The organism is Nocardioides ginkgobilobae, assembly GCF_054781275.1.
Window position 1 is genome coordinate 20418 of record NZ_BAAGUS010000002.1, and the last position, 20729, is coordinate 41146.

The 20729-nt window shown below is 75.0% G+C and carries 15 protein-coding genes; 13 read left to right on the top strand and 2 right to left on the bottom strand.

Annotation, left to right across the window (positions count from 1 at the left end; translation table 11 throughout):
- Positions 1–66 precede the first annotated feature (66 nt).
- Entirely contained in the window at positions 67–2055 is a 1989-nt protein-coding gene (locus tag ACYVID_RS02400; RefSeq protein WP_460734069.1) for a TIGR03960 family B12-binding radical SAM protein, read from the top strand.
- Between the two features lie 51 nt (positions 2056–2106).
- On the opposite strand, the gene ACYVID_RS02405 is transcribed toward ACYVID_RS02400, so the two are convergent.
- Positions 2107–2961 carry a DUF4190 domain-containing protein gene (locus tag ACYVID_RS02405; protein ID WP_460734071.1) on the bottom strand — a complete coding sequence of 285 codons (855 nt, stop codon included), beginning with the start codon at positions 2959–2961 and terminating at the stop codon, positions 2107–2109.
- 221 nt (positions 2962–3182) lie between these two features.
- On the opposite strand from ACYVID_RS02405, the gene ACYVID_RS02410 reads away from it, so the two are divergent.
- A complete protein-coding gene (locus ACYVID_RS02410; RefSeq protein ID WP_460734073.1) occupies positions 3183–4913 on the top strand; it encodes a S8 family peptidase in 1731 nt (576 codons plus the stop codon).
- A 42-nt stretch (positions 4914–4955) separates the two neighbouring features.
- Here ACYVID_RS02410 and ACYVID_RS02415 read toward each other — a convergent pair whose 3' ends face one another.
- Entirely contained in the window at positions 4956–6170 is a 1215-nt protein-coding gene (locus ACYVID_RS02415) for an MFS transporter (RefSeq protein ID WP_460734075.1), read from the bottom strand.
- Between the two features lie 236 nt (positions 6171–6406).
- Here ACYVID_RS02415 and ACYVID_RS02420 point away from each other — a divergent pair, with 236 nt between their 5' ends.
- The 11 genes from ACYVID_RS02420 to ACYVID_RS02470 all read left to right on the top strand — a co-directional run bounded on the left by ACYVID_RS02420 (position 6407) and on the right by ACYVID_RS02470 (position 20666).
- A complete protein-coding gene (locus ACYVID_RS02420; protein WP_460734077.1) occupies positions 6407–7585 on the top strand; it encodes a winged helix DNA-binding domain-containing protein in 1179 nt (392 codons plus the stop codon).
- On the top strand, positions 7578–8288 hold the full coding sequence (locus ACYVID_RS02425; protein ID WP_460734079.1) for a TIGR03936 family radical SAM-associated protein: 711 nt from the start codon (positions 7578–7580) through the stop codon (positions 8286–8288). The genes ACYVID_RS02420 and ACYVID_RS02425 overlap by 8 nt, the downstream gene beginning before the upstream one ends.
- Positions 8289–8971: 683 nt before the next feature.
- A complete protein-coding gene (locus tag ACYVID_RS02430) occupies positions 8972–12583 on the top strand; it encodes an Rne/Rng family ribonuclease (protein ID WP_460734081.1) in 3612 nt (1203 codons plus the stop codon).
- Between the two features lie 206 nt (positions 12584–12789).
- Positions 12790–13092, top strand: coding sequence for a 50S ribosomal protein L21 (gene rplU, locus ACYVID_RS02435; protein WP_300644808.1), 303 nt, complete (start codon positions 12790–12792; stop codon positions 13090–13092).
- 46 nt (positions 13093–13138) lie between these two features.
- Positions 13139–13393 carry a 50S ribosomal protein L27 gene (rpmA, locus tag ACYVID_RS02440; protein WP_179531651.1) on the top strand — a complete coding sequence of 85 codons (255 nt, stop codon included), beginning with the start codon at positions 13139–13141 and terminating at the stop codon, positions 13391–13393.
- Between the two features lie 111 nt (positions 13394–13504).
- A complete protein-coding gene (obgE, locus tag ACYVID_RS02445; RefSeq protein ID WP_460734083.1) occupies positions 13505–15088 on the top strand; it encodes a GTPase ObgE in 1584 nt (527 codons plus the stop codon).
- Positions 15085–16212 carry a glutamate 5-kinase gene (gene proB / locus ACYVID_RS02450; RefSeq protein ID WP_460734085.1) on the top strand — a complete coding sequence of 376 codons (1128 nt, stop codon included), beginning with the start codon at positions 15085–15087 and terminating at the stop codon, positions 16210–16212. Before obgE ends, proB begins: the two co-directional genes overlap by 4 nt.
- Before the next feature lie 82 nt (positions 16213–16294).
- Positions 16295–17302: an endonuclease/exonuclease/phosphatase family protein gene (locus tag ACYVID_RS02455; protein ID WP_460734087.1), complete on the top strand. Its 1008-nt coding sequence runs from the start codon at positions 16295–16297 to the stop codon at positions 17300–17302.
- Between the two features lie 70 nt (positions 17303–17372).
- Positions 17373–18554 carry a cysteine desulfurase family protein gene (locus ACYVID_RS02460; protein WP_460734089.1) on the top strand — a complete coding sequence of 394 codons (1182 nt, stop codon included), beginning with the start codon at positions 17373–17375 and terminating at the stop codon, positions 18552–18554.
- 7 nt (positions 18555–18561) lie between these two features.
- Positions 18562–19683 carry a tRNA 2-thiouridine(34) synthase MnmA gene (mnmA, locus tag ACYVID_RS02465; protein ID WP_460734091.1) on the top strand — a complete coding sequence of 374 codons (1122 nt, stop codon included), beginning with the start codon at positions 18562–18564 and terminating at the stop codon, positions 19681–19683.
- Complete coding sequence (locus ACYVID_RS02470) at positions 19680–20666, top strand: uroporphyrinogen decarboxylase/cobalamine-independent methonine synthase family protein (RefSeq protein ID WP_460734093.1); 987 nt, start codon at positions 19680–19682, stop codon at positions 20664–20666. Before mnmA ends, ACYVID_RS02470 begins: the two co-directional genes overlap by 4 nt.
- Positions 20667–20729 lie beyond the last annotated feature (63 nt).

Here is a 20729-nt window from a genome sequence, read left to right on the forward strand (position 1 = left end):
GGGTGACTGCCCTGCCCGACCGAGGCCAGCACCACCAGCTCCGCCCCCAGACACCGAGGTGAGTCGATGTCCGCCCCCGCCGCCCTGCGCCGTGGCCAGTCCGTCTTCGAGCTCCTGGAGCCGCACCTGCCCGGCGTCTCCAAGCCGATCCAGTACGTCGGCGGCGAGCTGAACTCCACGGTCAAGGACTGGGACTGCGGCGCCGACTCCGAGGAGTCCGGCGGCCAGACGGTCCGATGGGCGCTGATGTACCCCGACGCCTATGAGGTCGGCCTGCCCAACCAGGGCGTCCAGATCCTCTACGAGGTGCTCAACGAGCGCGACTGGATCGTCGCCGAGCGCACCTACGCGGTGTGGCCGGACATGGAGAGGCTGCTCAAGGAGCAGGGCATCCCGCAGTTCACCGTCGACGCCCACCGCCCGGTCGGCGACTTCGACCTCTTCGGTCTGAGCTTCTCCACCGAGCTGGGCTACACCAACATGCTCAACGCCCTCGACCTCGCCGGCATCCCGCTGCACGCCGTGGAGCGCACCGAGGACCACCCGGTCGTCATCGCCGGCGGCCACGCAGCCTTCAACCCCGAGCCGATCGCGGACTTCATCGACGCCGCGGTGCTCGGTGACGGCGAGGAGGTCGTGCTCGCGATCTCCGACATCGTGCGCGAGTGGAAGTCCGAGGACCGCCCCGGCGGTCGCGAGGAGCTGCTGCGCCGGCTCGCGGTCACCGGCAACATCTACGTCCCCCGCTTCTACGACGTCACGTACGCCGCGGACGGCTCGATCGAGGCGGTCGTGCCGAACCGCCCTGGCATCCCGTTCCGCGTGCGCAAGCACACGCTCATGGACCTCGACGCCTGGCCCTACCCGCGCAAGCCGCTGGTGCCGCTGGCCGAGACCGTCCACGAGCGGTTCAGCGTCGAGATCTTCCGCGGCTGCACCCGCGGCTGCCGGTTCTGCCAGGCCGGGATGGTCACCCGCCCCGTGCGTGAGCGCTCGATCGAGACGATCGGCGCGATGGTCGAGAACGGCATCCGCAAGACCGGCTTCGAGGAGGTCGGCCTGCTCTCGCTGTCCAGCGCCGACCACACCGAGATCGGCGACGTCGCCACCGGGCTGGCCGACCGCTACGAGGGCACGAACGTCTCGCTGTCGCTGCCCTCGACCCGGGTCGACGCCTTCAACATCACGCTGGCCAACGAGTTCTCCCGCAACGGCCGCCGCTCGGGCCTCACGTTCGCCCCCGAGGGCGGCTCGGAGCGGATGCGCAAGGTCATCAACAAGATGGTGACCGAGGAGGACCTCATCCGCACCGTCGCGGCGGCGTACTCCCACGGCTGGCGCCAGGTGAAGCTCTACTTCATGGTCGGTCTGCCCACCGAGACCGACGAGGACGTCCTGCAGGTCGCCGAGCTGGCCAAGGCGGTCATCGCCAAGGGCCGCGAGGTCGCCGGCCACAACGACATCCGCTGCACCGTCTCCATCGGCGGGTTCGTGCCGAAGCCGCACACGCCCTTCCAGTGGGCCGCCCAGCTCGACGTCGAGACCACCGACGAGCGGCTGCGCAAGCTGCGCGAGACCGTGCGTGCCGACAAGAAGTTCGGCCGCGCCATCGGCTTCCGCTACCACGACGGCAAGCCCGGGATCGTCGAGGGACTGCTCTCCCGCGGCGACCGGCGCGTGGGTCGGGTCATCGAGCAGGTCTGGCGCGACGGCGGCCGCTTCGACGGCTGGTCCGAGCACTTCTCCTACGACCGCTGGATGGCCGCCGCCGAGCAGGGCCTGGCGGGCACGGGGGTCGACCTGGACTGGTTCACCCTGCGCGAGCGCGACTACGACGAGGTCCTGCCCTGGGACCACCTCGACTCCGGCCTGGACAAGGACTGGCTCTGGGGTGACTGGGAGGACGCCCTCGCGGTCGCCGACGGCTCGGCCGACGTCGAGGTCGAGGACTGCCGCTGGACGCCGTGCTACGACTGCGGCGTGTGCCCCGAGATGGGCACGGAGATCCAGGTCGGTCCGACCGGGCAGAAGCTGCTGCCGCTCGCGGTCGTCTGACCGGTCCGACTGCTGCTCGGCCCGCGCCTCGCAGGGCGCGGGCCGTCGTGCTCAGTCGACCAGCGGCTCGTCGAGCTGGCCGCCGTCGGGCGCCAGGGCGAGGCAGGCGATCTTCTCGCCCGCCTCGAGCTCGTCGTAGATCACCAGCAGCGAGACGTCGCCGCTGGTGCTGACCGCCTCCCGCTCGGGGTCGTCGGAGACGGCCTCGTCGCACAGCTGGCTGTAGTCGCCGTCGGGGCCGCCGGCGGCCGCCTCCTCGGTGAGCGTCGCCATCGCGAGCACCTCGGCGTCGTGCGGTTCGGAGCAGTCCCCCACGGTGATCGTCTCGAAGCTCTCCGCATCGCCCCGCAGGCCCTCGGCGCTGATGCAGTCACCGGGCTCGAGGTCGTTGACCGCGCGCACCGAGCTGCCGACGACGACCGCCACGACGACCAGGACCAGCGCGCCGATCATCACCAGGGTGTTGAGCACGATCGCGGCGATGGCCAGGCCCTTGCCGTGGTCGCGCCCGTCCTTGCTGCGCCGCAGCACGACGATGCCCAGCACGAGGCCGACCGGCAGGCAGCACAGCACCGAGGACACCAGCGCGCCGATGGCCATGCCCTTGCTGGGCTCGCCCTGCTCGCCGCCGCCGGGGAACGCGCCGCCCGGGAACGAGCCGGGAGCGCCGTACGGCTGCCCCGCCGGCTGCTGGGGTGCGCCGTACGGCGAGGGGGCCTGGCCGTAGGGCGTGGAGCCGTACGACGGGGGCGGGGTGCCCGGGGCGGGATAGGGGTCGTCCGAGGGCTGCTGGGGCGGCGGCGGGGGCGCGTCGTACGACGGCGGGAACGGCGGCGTGCCCTGCGGGTCCTGGCCGGGCTGCTCGGGCTGCTGGGGCTGGTCAGGACCTGTCGGCGGCTGCGTCACGGTGCTCACCCTAGGGACGGACGGGCCGTGCGGCGAGCACATCCGCTCGGCCGGGACGGCGGCGCAGCCCAGCGGGCACTTCTGCGAGTTGTTGCAGGGCGAGAAGGTGAGCCATCGCGCGGCCCCCGGACGGCCCGCGACGCCACTACGTTCCTGCGCACCGTGCCGACCGGCCGGGAGCCGCGCTCGCGGCGTCCTCACCACTTCTCGGGAGTCCACCCATGACGTCCACCCCTGTCCGCAGGCGCGCCCTGCGCCGACTCGGCGCCACCTCGGCCGCCGCCCTGGCCAGCTCCGTGGCCCTCGCCGGCCTGACCGGCCTCGCTGCCACGCCCGCCCAGGCCGTCCCCGGCGACGCCCGCTCCGACCGGGCCCCAGTCGTCGGCGAGAACCGCGCCGCCGCCGTCCCGGGCCGCTACATCGTGGTCATGGAGGAGCGGGCCGCGGCCGGTGCCGACGCCGACGCCCGCGAGACCGCCCGCGCGCACGGCGGCCGGGTCCTGGAGACCTACGGCACCGCGCTGCGCGGCTTCTCGGCGCAGCTGCCCGAGCGCGCCGTCGAGGCCCTCGCGAAGCGCCCCGGGGTCGCGTTCATCGAGGCCGACCAAGCCCTGTCCGTCGACGCCACCCAGACCGGCGCCACCTGGGGCCTGGACCGCGTCGACCAGCGCAACCTGCCGCTCGACGGCTCCTACACCTACGACCGCACCGGCCAGGGCGTCACCGCCTACATCATCGACACCGGCATCCTGGCCGGGCACACGCAGTTCGGCTCGCGCCTGCAGTCGGGCTACACCGCCATCAGCGACGGCCGCGGCACCAGCGACTGCAACGGCCACGGCACGCACGTCGCGGGCACCGTCGGCGGCTCGACGTACGGCGTCGCGAAGGCCGTGACCCTGCGCCCCGTGCGCGTGCTGGACTGCACGGGCAACGGCTCGACGTCCGGCGTCATCGCCGGCGTCGACTGGGTGACCTCCCACCACGCCGCCGGTGCCCCGGCCGTCGCCAACATGAGCCTGGGCGGCGGGGTCTCCTCCGCGCTGGACCAGGCCGTCTCGACCTCCATCGCCGACGGCGTCACCTACGCCGTGGCCGCGGGCAACGAGGACACCAACGCCTGCAACGGCTCGCCCTCGCGCGTGGCCGCGGCGCTGACCGTCGGGTCGACCACCCGCACCGACGCGCGCTCCTCGTTCTCCAACTACGGCAGCTGCCTGGACCTCTTCGCGCCCGGCTCGGACATCACCTCGGCCTGGCACACCGGCACCAGCGCCACCAACACGATCTCCGGCACCTCGATGGCGACCCCGCACGTCGCCGGTGTCGCGGCGCTCTACCTCCAGGGGGCGCCGAGCGCCTCGCCGAGCACCGTCTCCTCGGCGGTCCTCGGTGCGACGACGAGCGGCAAGGTGACCAGCGCCGGCACCGGCTCGCCCAACCGCCTGCTCACCTCGCTCGTGACCGGCGGGACGACCGAGCCGCCCGCCCCGTCGGGCAACCTGCTGGCCAACCCCGGCTTCGAGTCCGGCGCCGTGTCCTGGACCTCCACCTCGGGCGTCATCACCAACGACACGGGTGCCCCGGCGGCCAGCGGGAGCTGGAAGGCCTGGCTCAACGGCTACGGCACCACGCGCACCGACGAGGTCGCCCAGCAGGTCGCCGTCCCCACCGCCGGCCGCGCGACGCTGTCGTTCCGGCTCTACGTCAGCAGCGCCGAGACCACGACCAGCCAGGCCTACGACACCCTGCGCGTGCAGGTGGTCTCGGGCGGCAGCGCGACCACGCTGGCGACCTACTCCAACCTCGACGAGGGCACCGGCTACACCACGCGGACCCTCGACCTGTCGGCCTTCACCGGTCGCACCGTCACGGTCCGGTTCCTCGGCGCCGAGGACTCCTCGCTCGGCACCAGCTTCGTCGTCGACGACACGTCGCTGACCACGGGCTGAGCACCTCCTGGCCGGAGGCTGCTCCGCAGGGGCCGCGCCCCGTCACCCGTGCTGGGGTGACGGGGCGCGGTCGCGCAGCTGGTCCTCCACGTGGGCCGGACGCGCGAGCACGACCGAGAGCCACGCGAGCGGTGCGACGAGCACCAGCAGGAAGAGAAGCGGCAGCGTCCACGCGTCGGTGGCGGCGTACAGCAGGCCGACCACGAAGGGGCCCACCACCGCCAGGAGGTAGCCCGCGGACTGGGTGAAGGCCGAGAGGGTGGCGGTGCCCTCGGCGGTGCGGGCGCGCAGCCCGATGAGGGTCAGGATGAGCGGGAAGGTCGTGGTGCCGGCGCCGGTCAGGAGCGCCCACAGCACGGCCAGCGAGGCGGGGGCGACCAGCAGCCCGACGTACGCGACGGGGTAGCACGCCACGACCGCGAGCAGCACGACCGCGGGCCGCGGGCTGGCCACGAGCACCCGCGGCAGCACGTAGGACAGCGGGATCGTCACGCCGGTGAGCAGCCCGACGAGCAGCCCGGCGGTCCCCGCGGAGTAGCCGTTGTCGCGCCACAGCTGCGCGAACCAGCCGAAGATCGCGTAGGCCTGCAGCGACTGCAGGCCGAAGTACGCCGCCAGCGCGATGCCCAGCGGCGTGCGCGCCACCGCCCAGAACGCCACCCGCGGGCCCTCCTCCTGCACGACCCGGTCGTGCCGGCTCATCAGCAGCCAGGGCAGGAGCGCCGCGGCCGCCAGGACCGTCCAGATGCCCAGGCCCCAGCGCCAGCCCTCGTCGACCGAGCCGCCCAGCAGCCGGCTCAGCGGCACGGTCAGCACCAGGGCAGCCGTCAGGCCGACGGCCAGGACCGTGGAGTAGACCGAGGTGGCCTCGCCGATCCGGTCCGGCTGGTGCCGCTTGACCAGCGAGGGCAGCAGCACGTTGGCCACCGCCGCGCCCGAGACCGCCAGGAACGACAACGCCAGGAACGCGACCGGGTCGCCGGTCAGCGCCCGCAGCAGCAGTCCGACCGTCACAGCGACGAGCGCCAGCAGCGTCACGCGGTGCAGCCCGGCCCGGGCCGCCGCGGCCGAGGCCAGCGCGCCGACCAGGGCGAAGGCGAGCACCGGGAGCGAGGTGAGGAGCGCCGCCTGGGCGTCGGAGAGGCCCAGCCCGTCCCGCACCTCCTCGAGCACCGGCCCGACGCTGACGGCTGCGGGGCGCAGGTTGACCGAGACGAGGACCAGCCCGGTCCAGAAGAGCAGCTGCGACCGGTTCACCCCGCGATGCTCGCACCCGCTCGCCGACCGCAGGGTGGTGGGTGGTGCGCGCTCGGAGGCGACCGTGCGGGTGTCGAGCCGGCGCGTCCTTCCGGAGAGGTGTGCCCGCTCGGCCACGGACGGTCGGGACGGGACGGTTGTCGGCGGGCTGGGGCAGGATCGCGTCCGTGGCGACGGCGGGTGGGGCAGCGGGCGGGCCAGGGGCAGGGGCAGCGAGCGGGACGTCGGTACGCCGGGTGGGGGACGACGAGCGGCGGGCGCGGCTCGCGCGGCGGCACGCCGTCGCGCCCGGGCACCGGGTCGCCGACCCGGTCGAGGCGACCCGGTCCGTGGTGGTGCTGCACGCGACCGAGCCGGCGACGGTGCACCTGGCCGTGCACGCCCGCGCCGAGGTGCCCCGCTCCGCGGTGGACCACGCGCTCGAGGGGGAGCGGTCGCTGGTGCGGCAGCTGGCGATGCGGCGCACGATGTTCGTCTTCCCGCGCGACCTGCTGCCCGCGGCCTGGGGGAGCGCGGCCGCGCGGGTGGCCGCGACCGAGCGGACCAGGCTGGCCAGGGACCTCGTCGCCGCCGGCCTGGCCGACGACGGGCACGCGCTGCTCGCGCAGGTGGGCGAGGAGGTCCTCGCCGCCCTGGACGCCGCGCCCGCGGGGCTCACCACCACCGAGCTGCGTGCGGTCGTGCCCGCGATGGACGTGCGTGCCGACCTGCCCTCATCCCAGGTCGGCCCCGGTCGGTTCCTCACCGTCCTCGGCGCCGAGGGGCACCTGGTCCGGGGCACCAACACCTCGCACTGGCGGGTCTTCCGGCCGCGCTGGGCCACGATGGCGGCCTGGCTCGAGCAGGTGGAGGAGCCGCTGACCGCGGAGGCCGGCTACGCCGCGCTCGTCCGCTGCTGGCTGGAGCGCTTCGGCCCCGGGACCGAGACCGACCTGGTCTGGTGGCTGGGCGCGACCAAGGGGGCCGTGCGCCGCGCCCTGGCCGACGTCGGGGCCGTCGAGGTGGTGCTCGGGACCGGCGCGACGGCGTACGTGCTGGCCGACGACGTGGAGCCCGAGCCGGCCGTCGCGCCGTGGGCGGCGCTGCTGCCGGTGCTCGACCCCACGGTGATGGGGTGGAAGGAGCGGGGCTTCTACCTCGGCGAGCACGGGCCGGCCCTCTTCGACCGCAACGGCAACGCCGGCACGACGGCCTGGTGGGACGGGCGGGTCGTGGGGTGCTGGGTGCAGGACCCCGACGGCGTGGTCGAGGTCCGGCTGCTCGAGGACGTCCCTGCCGAGGGTCGTGCCGCGCTGCGGGCCGAGGCCGGGCGGTTGCAGACCTGGCTCACGGGGGAGCGGGTGGGCACGGTCTACCCCTCGCCGGCGATGCGGGCCGACCCCGGTGACCTCACCTACCCTGTGCTCCGTGCGTGAGCAGCCCGAGCAGCAGGCCCCCCCGGTCCAGCGCCTGAGGATCCGGTACGCCAAGCGTGGCCGGCTCCGCTTCACCAGCCACCGCGACTTCTCCCGGGCCTTCGAGCGGGCGGTCTTCCGTGCCCGGATCCCGATGGCCTACTCCAGCGGCTTCAACCCCCACCCGCGCATCTCGTACGCCGGTGCCGCGCCGACCGGGTCGGCCAGCGAGGCGGAGTACCTCGAGATCGCCCTCGCCCAGGTCGTCGACCCCGCCGGTGTGCACGCCGAGCTCGAGGAGGCGCTGCCCCCGGGGCTGGACGTGCTCCAGGTGGTGGAGTCGCCCGGCGGCTCCCTCGCCGACCGGCTCGAGGCCAGCCACTGGACCCTCGACGTGCCCACCGCGCCCGACACCACCGCCGCGGCCGTCGAGGGCTTCCTCGCCCGGGAGGCGGTCCTCGTCGAGCGGATGACCAAGAAGGGGCTGCGCGAGTTCGACTGCCGCGCCGCGGTGGTCTCCCTCGCCGTCACCCCGCACGAGCAGGGCTCGCGGCTCGACCTGGTCCTGCGTCACTCCACCACCCCCGCCGTCCGCCCCGACGACGTCCTCCGCGGCCTGCGCGAGACCGCCGGCCTGGAGACGGGCAGCGCGCCGCTGCTGACCCGCCGGGCCCAGGGCCCGCTGGACCCCGAGACCGGCGAGGTCGGCGACCCGCTCGCCTGAGCCCAGGTCCACCGATCCTCGCCTGCTACGCGACACCATGCGGGCGCCCTGGCTGCGTTGCCGACGCTCGACGGGCACCCAGCAGGCCTTCGCGCCGGCGCCTTGCCAGCGCACCCGCCTGGTGCCGCTCGCGACGGCGATGATCGGTTGATCTGGGCTGAGCCGGCCGCACCGCCGCGGGCCGCGGCGTACCAGGACGCCTCACGAGCGGAGTCGGCATGACGTGCCTGGCGCGTCGGGTGGACTCCGGTCGACGCCGCGCCGGGGTCGTCGCGGCCGGACCCGGCGACGCGCCCGGTCCCGGGCAGGGACGTCGACGAACCGGCCCCTCCGGTCCGCGTGTGCGATACTCGCCACGGTCCCAGACCTCCTGACCAGTCCGCCGCGGCACCGTGCCGCGACGAGCCCGACCGGGGGGTCCAGGACACGACGACGTTCTCGCCGGTCCCGCGCAAGGGCCGGCACACCGAGGACAGGTCGTCGCCAGACCGCGACGCGGCCCGGCTGATCGGTGACAGCGATCCTCCCGGAGCAGGCGACCGCGGCAGGCGAGGGCCGGCCGAGGTGACGCACCCGCGGAGGGGGTCGCCGCCACACGACAGACTTGCGTCCGGCCCCGCGGGGTCGCGGCGAACGACCAGCCCGGACGCTGCGCACCTCGCGACCGGGCCGAGGAGCAGCACGTGCCCGAGGACAACACGCAGGACAGCACGCACGACCAGGCAGTCGTCGAGCGGGCCGGGGACACCCCCGCCGCCGAGAGCACCCCCGCCGCCGCCGGCGGCACCGCGACCGAGGGTCGCCAGGCCGAGGAGCCCGCCGCCCCGGCGCGCAAGACCGCCGCCCGCAAGACGGCGAAGAAGGCCCCCGCCAAGAAGACTGCGGCCACGAAGACGGCCACGAAGAAGGCTGCCGCCGAGAAGGCCGCTGCCGACGAGGCACTGCCGCTCGAGGCCGGCGCCGAGGCTGCCGTGGCCGGCGCCGACGACACGGCCGCGACCGAGCCCGTGGCGAAGAAGGCGGCCAAGAAGGCGCCGGCGAAGAAGGCTGCCGCCAAGCGCACGACCAAGAAGGCCGCCCCGGCGGCCGAGGACACCCCCGCCGCGGACCAGCCGCTCGAGGGCGTCTCCGCCGTCGACGCACCGGCCGAGCCGGTCGAGCCGGTCGAGGACGGGCAGACCGCTCCCGCCAAGAAGACGGCCGCGAAGAAGGCGACCGCGAAGAAGGCAGGCGCCCGCAAGAGCGCGGCGAAGAAGACCGAGGCCCCGGCGGACGCCCCGGTCGAGGGCACCTCGACCGACGACGCCGAGCAGGACGAGGCGGGCGCCCCCACCGGCGCCCCCGTGCCGCTGTTCCAGGCCCCGGTCGCGAAGAAGACCACGAGCCGCCGCAGCACCGCCAAGAAGGCAGCGCCCGCGCCCGTCGAGGAGCCCACTGACGAGGACGAGGACGCCGAGGCCACGGCCGAGCCGGAGGACCAGTCCGACGCCCCGGCCGACGCGCCCGCGGCCGAGGCCGAGGCCGACGGCGACGACGCGGCCGACGAGTCCGACGACTCCGACGAGTCCGACGACGAGGGCGCGGACGAGGGCGGCGAGGACTCCGGCGACGGCTCGCCCGCGCGCCGCCGCCGACGCCGCGGTGGCCGTCGCCGTCGCCGCGGGGGCTCCGGCGGTTCCGGTGGCGGCTCCGCCGACTCCGATGAGGACTCCGAGGACGGTGCCGAGGGTGCCGGCTCCTCCGCTGACGCCGAGTCCGGCGCCGCCTCGTCCGAGGACGGCGACGCCGACAAGGACGCGAAGGACGACGGCGACCAGGACTCCCAGGCGGGGCAGGGCGAGGGCTCCGGCTCCTCGCGCCGCCGGCGCCGCCGTCGCCGCTCCGGCGAGGGCGGGGACGACTCCGCCGACGAGCCCGGCACCACCACGCGCGTGCGCAGCTCGCGCACCGGTGAGGACCAGATCACCGCGCTGAGCGGGTCCACGCGCCTGGAGGCCAAGAAGCAGCGTCGTCGCGAGGGTCGCGAGGCCGGACGCCGGCGCGCGCCGATCGTCTCCGAGGCCGAGTTCCTGGCCCGCCGCGAGTCGGTCGACCGGGTCATGGTCATCCGCGAGCGCGAGGACCTCACCCAGATCGCCGTCCTCGAGGACAAGGTCCTCGTGGAGCACTACGTCGCGCGCGAGTCCCAGACCTCGCTCATCGGCAACGTCTACCTCGGTCGGGTGCAAAACGTCCTGCCCTCGATGGAGGCCGCCTTCATCGACATCGGCAAGGGCCGCAACGCCGTGCTGTACGCCGGCGAGGTCAACTGGTCCGCGCTGGGCCACAAGGAGGGCCAGCCGCGCAAGATCGAGTCGGTGCTCTCCTCGGGCCAGCCGGTCCTGGTGCAGGTCACCAAGGACCCGATCGGCGCCAAGGGCGCGCGCCTGACCAGCCAGATCAGCCTGGCCGGCCGCTTCCTGGTCTACGTCCCGGACGGGACCACCTCGGGCATCTCCCGCAAGCTGCCCGACACCGAGCGCAGCCGGCTCAAGGCCCTGCTCAAGGAGATCGTCCCCGACACGGCCGGCGTCATCGTGCGCACCGCGGCCGAGGGCGCCAGCGAGGAGGAGCTGACGGCCGACGTCGAGCGGCTCAAGGCGCGCTGGGAGGACATCGAGAAGAAGTCCAAGGGCAGCGCCCCGCAGCTGCTCTACGGCGAGCCGGACCTGACCCTCAAGGTCGTCCGCGACCTGTTCACCGAGGACTTCGCCAGGCTCGTGATCCAGGGCCAGGACGCCTGGGAGACCGTCGAGTCCTACGTCAGCCACGTGGCTCCGGACCTCGCCGAGCGGCTCGAGCGCTTCGAGCCCGCCGCTGAGGGCCGCGACGCCGGCAAGGACGTCTTCGCGGCGTACCGCGTCGACGAGCAGATCGCCAAGGGCCTGGACCGCAAGGTCTGGCTGCCCTCGGGCGGCTCGCTGGTCATCGACCGCACCGAGGCGATGACCGTCGTCGACGTCAACACCGGCAAGTTCACCGGCTCCGGGGGCAACCTGGAGGAGACGGTCACCAAGAACAACCTCGAGGCGGCCGAGGAGATCGTGCGCCAGCTCCGGCTGCGCGACATCGGCGGCATCATCGTCGTCGACTTCATCGACATGGTCCTGGAGTCCAACCGCGACCTCGTGCTGCGGCGCCTGGTCGAGTGCCTGGGCCGCGACCGCACCCGCCACCAGGTCGCCGAGGTCACCTCGCTCGGCCTGGTGCAGATGACCCGCAAGCGGATCGGCACCGGGCTGCTGGAGGCGTTCAGCGAGAACTGCCAGGCCTGCCAGGGCCGCGGGATCGTAATCCACGAGCACCCGGTCGAGCCGCGGGGCGGGGGCTCCGACGACGACCGCGGCGGACGCGGCGGCGGCGGCAAGCGCTCCCGCGGTGGTCGGGGCGGCAAGGGCTCGGAGGGCTCGGCCGGCTCGAACCAGGGCGGTCAGGGCGGTTCCGGCGGCTCCAGCACCCCCGCAGCCCCCTCGCCCAAGGACGTGGCGGCCATGGCCCGCCAGGAGCGCCAGGACGCCGAGAAGGCGGCCGAGGCCGCCGACCAGCAGCCGGCCGACGAGGCGACGTCGCAGACCGGCCAGCCCCAGGCGGAGCAGCCCCAGTCCGAGCAGCACCTGTCCGAGCCCGCTGCGCCCCGCGTGAGCACCCGCTCGCGCTCCCAGCGCAGCCGCTCCGGCCAGTCAGCCCAGTCCGGTCAGTCCGACCGCACGGACGCCGCGGCAGCCGCCGTCCCGCAGGAGGCCCCGGCAGTCGAGCAGCCGGCAGTCGAGCAGCCGGTGCAGCAGGGCCCCACGGAGACCGAGCCCGCACCGGAGCCGACCCCGGCGCCAGAGCGAGCGGAGGCCCCCACCGCTGCCCCCGCGGGCAGCAGTGGCGTCGTCACCCGGACCCGTCGCAGCGCCCGTCGTACGACGCCGCTGACGACCGGCGAGGCGGCGGCCGTGGTCGTGGACCCGACAAAGGTGGAGCCCGCCGCGCCCGCGGAGAGCTCCTCGGCCCAGACGGCTCCGCCGGCCGCCCCGAAGGTCGTGACCCGCACCCGCTCCAGCCGGCCTGCCCGGCAGGGGAGCGTGCCGAGCATGGGCGAGGCGTCCGCGGTCGGCGGTGTGGGCGAGCCGGCCGGCGACGGGCGGGTCGAGCCTGGGACCGCCGGTGCTGCGCCCGACGCCGGGACCGACGCCGGGACCGAGACCGGGGGCGGCGCGAGCACCGTGGAGCACGTGCCCGTGAAGCGCAAGGGTGCGCGCAAGCGCTGACGTTTTGCGGGGGCGCCCCGCGGGCGCGTAGCATCATCGTTCGGTGCGCCCGCGAGCGTGCCGTTCTCCGTGTGGCGCCACCGTCGCCGCCGACCTCCCGGGTGGGAGGGTCAGGCGTGGGCAGGTGCCGCAGCCCCGGAGGCAGCACCACCAGCACAAGCACCAGACCCAGCAGCATCAGACGTAGGACGACGAAGGAGACCGCGGTGTACGCGATCGTGCGCGCTGGCGCCACCCAGCAGAAGGTTGCCGTGGGCGACGTCATCGAGATCGACAAGGTCGGCACGCCCGTCGGCGAGACCCTGACGCTCCCCGTGGTCATGGCCGTCGACGGCGAGAAGGTCACCTCGACCGGCCTGGACAAGGCTGCCGTGACCGTGGAGGTCCTCGGCGCCACCAAGGGCCCGAAGATCGTCATCCAGAAGTACAAGAACAAGACCGGCTACAAGAAGCGCCAGGGTCACCGCCAGAAGTACACCCAGGTCAAGGTCACCGACATCTCCCTCTGACCCGTCCGGCCGGCGAGTCAGCAGCAACGACACGAAGGAACTCCTCATGGCACACAAGAAGGGTGCGGCGTCCACCAAGAACGGCCGCGACTCCAACGCCCAGCGCCTGGGCGTCAAGCGCTTCGGCGGTCAGCTGGTCAACGCCGGCGAGATCATCGTCCGGCAGCGTGGCACCCACTTCCACCCGGGTTCCGGTGTGGGTCGTGGCGGCGACGACACCCTGTTCGCGCTGCAGGCCGGTGCCGTGGAGTTCGGCACCCGTCGCGGTCGCAAGGTCGTCAACATCGTGCCCGGCGAGTGACCAGGCGCTAGCACTTCCGACCGGCTCGTCCGGTCCCGTCGAGGGCGTCCCGATCCGGGGCGCCCTTCGTCGTTCCCCACCCGAGAACAGAACAGATCCGAGGAGCACCTGATGGCCCTGCCGACCTTCGTCGACCGCGTGACGCTGCACGTCAGCGCCGGGCGCGGCGGCAACGGCGTGGCGTCCGTGCACCGCGAGAAGTTCAAGCCGCTGGGCGGCCCCGACGGGGGCAACGGCGGTCCGGGCGGCTCGGTGATCCTGCGGGTCGACCCCGGCGTGACGACCCTGCTGGACTACCACCACAGCCCCAAGCGCCGTGCCGAGCACGGTGGCCACGGCGCCGGTGCCCACAAGAACGGCGCCCACGGCAGCGACCTGGTCCTGCCGGTCCCCGACGGCACGGTCGTCGCCGACCGCCAGGGCAACGTCCTGGCCGACCTGGTCGGCCCGGGCACCGAGCTCGTGGTCGCCGAGGGCGGCCGCGGTGGTCTCGGCAACGCCGCCCTGGCCTCGGCCAAGCGCAAGGCCCCCGGCTTCGCGCTGCTCGGCGAGCCGGGCGACGAGCTCGAGATCGTCCTCGAGCTCAAGGTCGTCGCCGACATCGGCCTGGTCGGCTTCCCGAGCGCCGGGAAGTCCAGCCTGATCGCCGCGATCTCCCGGGCCCGGCCCAAGATCGCCGACTACCCCTTCACCACCCTCGTCCCGAACCTCGGCGTGGTCACCGCGGGCGAGACCGTGTTCACGGTCGCCGACGTCCCCGGTCTGATCGAGGGCGCCAGCGAGGGCCGCGGCCTGGGCCACGACTTCCTGCGCCACGTCGAGCGCTGCGCGGCCATCGTGCACGTCATCGACACCGCGACGATCGAGCCGGGGCGCAACCCGATCGACGACCTCGACGTCATCGAGGCCGAGCTCAGCAGGTACGGCGGTCTCGAGGACCGGCCCCGCCTCGTCGCCCTCAACAAGGTCGACGTCCCCGACGGCAGCGACATCGCCGACATCACCGGCGACGACATCCGGGCCCGCGGCCTGCGCGTCATCCCGGTCTCCGCGGCGTCCGGGGTGGGGCTCAAGGAGCTCACCTTCGCGATGGCCGAGATCGTGGCCGCCTCCCGCACCGCCAAGGAGGTCGTGGTGCCCCAGCGGATCGTCCTGCGTCCGCCGGGCGTCGACGGCAGCGCCGACTTCACGGTCACCGAGGCCGACGACGTCCCGGTCGAGCCGGGTCACCGCGGTTGGCGGGTGCGCGGCACCAAGCCCGAGCGCTGGGTGCGCCAGACCGACTTCAGCAACGACGAGGCCGTGGGCTTCCTCGCCGACCGGCTCAACCGCCTCGGGGTGGAGGACCGGCTGGTCAAGCTGGGCGCGATCGAGGGCGACACCGTCCTCATCGGCCGCGACGACAACGCCGTGGTCTTCGACTTCAAGCCCGGCATCGAGGCCGGCGCGGAGATGCTCGGCCGACGTGGCGAGGACCAGCGCTTCGACGAGCGTCGCGACGCCTCGCGCCGCCGTCGCGAGATCGATGCCGCCATGCCCGAGCGCGGGGAGAACGAGACCCGGGCCGACGTCGCGCGACGCCTGGACGCCGAGCGCCGCGGTGGCGCCGCCGGTCCGATGTCCTACGAGATCGGCAGCGCCGACGACCCCGACTGGGCCGAGGACGACCCCGGCGCCGGAGCAGAGCGGGGGTGAGCGCCCCCGTGGCGGGCACCCGGCCCGAGGTCACCGGCGCACGCCGCGTCGTGGTCAAGGTCGGCTCCTCCTCCCTCACGACCCCGGCCGGCGGCATCGACCCCGACCGGGTCCGCGCGCTCGTCGACGTCCTCGCCGCCGCGCGCGAGCGTGGCACCGAGGTCGTGCTGGTCTCGTCGGGGGCGATCGCCGCAGGCCTGGCCCCGCTGGGCCTGGCCAAGCGGCCCCGCGGCCTGGCCGCCCAGCAGGCGGCGGCGTCCGTGGGCCAGGGCCTGCTGGTGCACCGCTACACCGAGGAGCTGGCCCGCCACGGCGTCATCGCCGGCCAGGTGCTGCTGACCCTGGACGACGTCACCCGTCGCGCGCACTACCGCAACGCCCACCAGACCCTCGCCACGCTCCTCGAGCTGGGCGTCCTGCCGATCGTCAACGAGAACGACACCGTCGCCACCTCCGAGATCCGCTTCGGCGACAACGACCGCCTCGCCGCCCTGGTCGCCCACCTCGTGCACGCCGACCTCCTGGTGCTGCTCTCCGACGTCGACGGGCTCTACGACGGCCCGCCGAGCCGCGCGGGCACCCGGTTGCTCCCCGACGTCCGCGGCGAGGACGACCTGGCCGCGGTCACCATCGGGTCGGTGGGCTCGGCCGTCGGCACCGGTGGCATGGTCACCAAGGTCGAGGCGGCCCGGATCGCGACCGGTGCCGGCATCCCCGTCGTGCTCACCTCCGCCGACCGCGCCGCCGGCGCGCTGGCGGGCGAGCCGGTCGGGACGCTCTTCCACGTCACCGGCCGCCGGCGGCCCACCCGGCTGCTGTGGCTCGCGCACGCCACCGAGTCCCGCGGCACGCTGCACCTCGACGCCGGCGCCGTCCGCGCGGTCGTCGAGCGCCGTGCCTCGCTGCTGGCCGCAGGCGTCACCGGCGCCACGGGCAGCTTCGTCGCCGGCGACCCCGTCGACCTCGCCGGGCCCGACGGCGCAGTGGTGGGCCGCGGCCTGGTCAACTTCGACGTCGAGGAGATCCCCGCGCTGGTCGGGCGCTCGACGGCCGAGCTCAAGGAGGAGCTGGGTGCGGCGTACGAGCGAGAGGTCGTGCACCGCGACGACCTCGTGCTGCTCTAGGAACCGGCTGGACGACGCTCGCGACGGCCCCATCGTCCAGCGGGCTCCTGGCGCGCGCCCAGCGGCTGGCTAGCCTGGCGCCGTGCGTGCTGGGGGGATGCTCGTCTGGGGCGCGTCGGCCCTCCTGGTGCTCCCCGCCGTCGCGCTGACGCTGGTCCGCCTGCTCGGCCTGGACTCCGCCACCGCGGTGCGGCTGGTCAGCTTCGCACCCCTCGCCCTGCCGTCGTACGCCGCTGCGCTGGTGCTCCTGGCCGTGGCCCTCCTGCGCCGACCCGCGCGCGGTGGGGGAGGCGGTCGGCTGCTCGTGGCGGCGACCGTCGCGGTGCTGGCCGGGCTCGGCCTGCACGCCTGGTGGCTCGCCCCGCTGGTCACCGGGGAGCGGCCGGCCACCGAGGGCCGCACCTGGTCGGTGCTGACCAGCAACCTGCTGGCCGGGCAGGGCGACGGGCTCACCGTCCTGCGCACGGCCGTGGCCGAGGACGTCGACGTCCTGGTGCTGCAGGAGGTGACCCTGGACGCGCTGGCGACCCTGGACCGCGCCGGGCTCGCGGAGGCCTACCCCCACCGGATCGGCGAGGCGGTCCCCGAGGGCCGCACCGACGGCACGATGGTGCTCTCCCGCACGCCGCTGGGGGAGCCGGTGCGCGTGGCCACCGACATGCAGACGTGGGCGGTCGAGGTCACCGACCCGGACGGCGGCGACCCCGTGCGCCTGCTTGCGGTGCACCCCGCGGCGCCGACCGACGTCGGGGCCTGGCGGCGCGACCACGCGGTGGTGCTGGCCGCGGTCCGGGAGCTCGACGTCGACCTGGTCGCCGGCGACCTCAACGCCACCCTCGACCATGCCCCCGTGCAGGCCCTGGTCGACGGCGGCTGGCGCGACGCCACGGAGGAGGCCAACGGGGGCTGGCAGCCGACCTGGCCCAGCAACGGCCTCTTCGAGAGCCTGCCGCTGCCGCCGCTGGTGCAGATCGACCACGTGCTCACCGGGCCGGCCTGGGTGGGCACGTCCTCGCAGCCGCTGCGGGTCGAGGGCACCGACCACCTCGCGCTCCTGGTCGAGGTGGCCCGGGTGGCAGGCACCCCGTGACCCGGCCAGTGAGCGGGCGGCAGGGTCCGGACCCGGGGCGGGGACCCGGCGCCGTACGCTGGGCGACGCCATGACCCCGCCCGTCTACCTCGATCACGCCGCCACCACCCCGATGGTGGCGGAGGCCGTCGAGGCGATGGTCGAGCAGCTCGGCCGGGCCGCCAACCCCTCTTCGCTGCACGCCTCGGGCCGGGCCGCCCGGCGCGCCGTGGAGGAGTCGCGCGAGCGGGTCGCGGCGGCCCTGGGCTGCCGGCCCGGGGAGGTCGTCTTCACCTCCGGCGGCACCGAGGCCGACAACCTCGCGCTCAAGGGTCTGGCGTGGGCGCGCCGCGGCCAGGACCCCCGCCGGCGCCGGCTGCTCACCACCGCCGTCGAGCACCACGCCGTGCTCGACCCGCTGGAGTGGCTGGCCACGGCGCAGGACTTCGCCGTCGAGCACCTGCCCGTCGACGCCGAGGGGGCGCTCGACCTCGACGCCGTGGCCCGGGCGCTCGCCGAGCCCGACGAGGTGGGCCTGCTCTCGGTGATGTGGGCCAACAACGAGGTCGGCACCGTGCAGCCGCTGCCCGAGGTCGTCGCCGCGGCGCGCGAGCACGGCATCCCGGTGCACACCGACGCCGTCCAGGCCGTCGGCGCCCTCCCCGTCGACTTCGCGGCCTCCGGCGTCGACGCGATGAGCGTCTCCGGGCACAAGGTCGGCGGACCCCACGGGGTCGGCGCGCTCGTGGTCCGTCGCGACCTCGAGCTCGCGCCGCTGCTGCACGGGGGTGGCCAGGAGCGGGACGTGCGCTCGGGGACCCTCGACACCCCGGCGGTGGTCGGGTTCGCGGTGGCGCTCGAGCTCGCCGTCGTACGCCGCGAGCAGCACGCCGCCCACCTCGCCGCCCTCCGGGCGCGGCTGGTCGAGGGCGTGCGGCGGGTCGTGCCCGACGTGGTGCTCAACGGTCCCGACGCCCCTGACTGGGAGACCCGTCGGCTGCCCGGCAACGTGCACGTCTCCTTCCCCGGCTGCGAGGGCGACTCGCTGCTGATGCTGCTCGACGCCCGAGGCATCGAGTGCTCCACCGGCTCGGCCTGCTCCGCCGGCGTGCCCCAGGCCTCGCACGTCCTGCTGGCGATGGGCCGCGACGACGACGCGGCCCGCAGCTCGCTCCGCTTCACCCTCGGCCGGCCCACCACCGAGGCCGACGTCGACGCGGTCCTCGACGCGATCGGCCCGGCCGTCGAGCGGGCCCGGGCGGCCCGGCTGTGAGCGAGCGGTGAAGGTGCTGGCGGCGATGTCCGGCGGGGTCGACTCCGCCGTGGCCGCCGCGCGCGCCCACGACGCCGGCCACGACGTGACCGGCGTGCACCTCGCGCTGTCGCGCAACCCCGCCTCCTACCGCTCCGGGGCCCGCGGCTGCTGCACCATCGAGGACAGCAACGACGCGCGTCGCGCCGCCGACGTCATCGGCATCCCGTTCTACGTCTGGGACCTCTCCGAGCGCTTCCACGCCGACGTGGTCGAGGACTTCATGGACGAGTACGCCGCCGGACGCACCCCCAACCCCTGCCTGCGGTGCAACGAGAAGATCAAGTTCGCCGCGGTGCTGGACCGGGCCCTGGCCCTGGGCTTCGACGCGGTGGTCACCGGGCACTACGCGGTGCTGCGCGAGGGTGCCGACGGTCTGGTGGAGCTGCACCGCTCCGTCGACGCCGGCAAGGACCAGTCCTACGTGCTGGGGGTGCTCGACCAGCACCAGCTGCGGCACTCGCTCTTCCCCCTCGGCGACACCCCCAAGACCCGCGTGCGCGAGGAGGCGGCCGCCCGCGGTCTGCTGGTCGCCGACAAGCCCGACAGCCACGACATCTGCTTCGTCGCCGACGGCGACAACGCCGGCTGGCTGCGCGAGAAGCTCGGCGAGCGTGCCCCCAACCACGGCGGCGCGATCGTCGACGACGAGACCGGCGAGGAGCTGGGCCGCCACCAGGGCACCTACGGCTACACGATCGGCCAGCGCAAGGGCCTGCGGATCGGCACGCCGGCGCCCGACGGGAGGCCGCGCTTCGTGCTCGACATCGAGCCGGTCGCCGGCACGGTGCGGGTCGGCCCGCGCGAGCGGCTGGCTGTGCACGGGCTCGAGGGGGTCCGCCCGCGCTGGTGCGGCACCGAGCCCACCCGGCTCGTCGGCACCGTGCAGCTGCGCGCCCACGGCGCCGAGCACCGCGCCGAGGTCGAGGTCAGCGGGCACGGCGCCGACCAGCGGGTCTCGGTGCGCCTGCTCGACCCCGCCGAAGGCATCGCCCCCGGCCAGGCCGTGGTCGTGTACGACGGCAGCCGGGTCGTCGGGTCGGCCACCATCTCCGCCACGCACCGCTCCCCGGCCGGAGCGTCCGCATGACCCGCTCGACCGGCGTCGGCTCCTGGCCGGGTGAGGACGCGGCCGCCTACGCCGAGGCCGTGCGCGTGGTGCTCGGCGAGCTCGACGTGCCCTACGTCCCCGAGCTGCCGGGGCGCGGAGCGACCGCGTCGATGACCGGGCGCGCGCTGGCGCTGCTCGAGGGGCTGACCGTCGACCTGCAGCCCGCGGGCTGGCGGCTCGTGGGTGACGGGGCTCCGGGGGTCGACCACCGGCGCACGCGCAGCCTGCTGGCCCAGGACCTCGACGCCGTCGAGGAGCAGGCCCAGGGCTGGGAGGGGCCGTTCAAGACCCAGGTCGCCGGGCCGTGGACGCTCGCCGCGACCGTCGAGAAGCCGCGCGGGGACCGGGTGCTGTCCGACCACGGAGCGCGCCGCGACCTGGCCGGGTCGCTGGCCGAGGGGGTGCGCGCGCACGTCCGCGACCTGCGTCGGCGGGTCCCCGGGGCCACGTCGCTGGTCGTGCAGGTCGACGAGCCGGCCCTCGGCGCGGTGCTCGCGGCCCAGGTGCCGACCGCGTCCGGGTTCGGCCGACACCGGGCGGTGCACCCGCCCGAGGCCTCCGAGCTGCTCGGGGCGGTGCTCTCGGCGATCGCCGCGGAGGGGGCCGAGCCGTGGGTGCACTCCTGCGCCCCGGGCGTCCCCTGGGACCTCGTCCGCGGCGCCGGCGCGACCGGGCTGGTCCTCGACCTCTCGATGCTCTCCGCGGGCGACCACGACACGGTCGCCGAGGCGCTCGAGGCCGGCACGACCGTCGCGCTCGGCGTCGTACCTGCTGTGGAGGGGGAGGGGCTCACCGACACCCGGGTCGTCGAGCGGGTCCAGCGCTGGCTGGACATGCTCGGCCTCGACCCCACCGTCGGCTCGCTCGCCGTCGCACCCACCTGCGGCCTGGCCGGCGCCACCGAGGCCTGGGCGCGGCGCGCCACCACGCTGTCCCGCCAGGTCGCGGCCGCCCTGACCTGAGGGCCGCAGCCTCGGCCGACCGGCCCGCGCGGCCCGCCGGGTTCGTCGTGGCGCTTCCGGGTT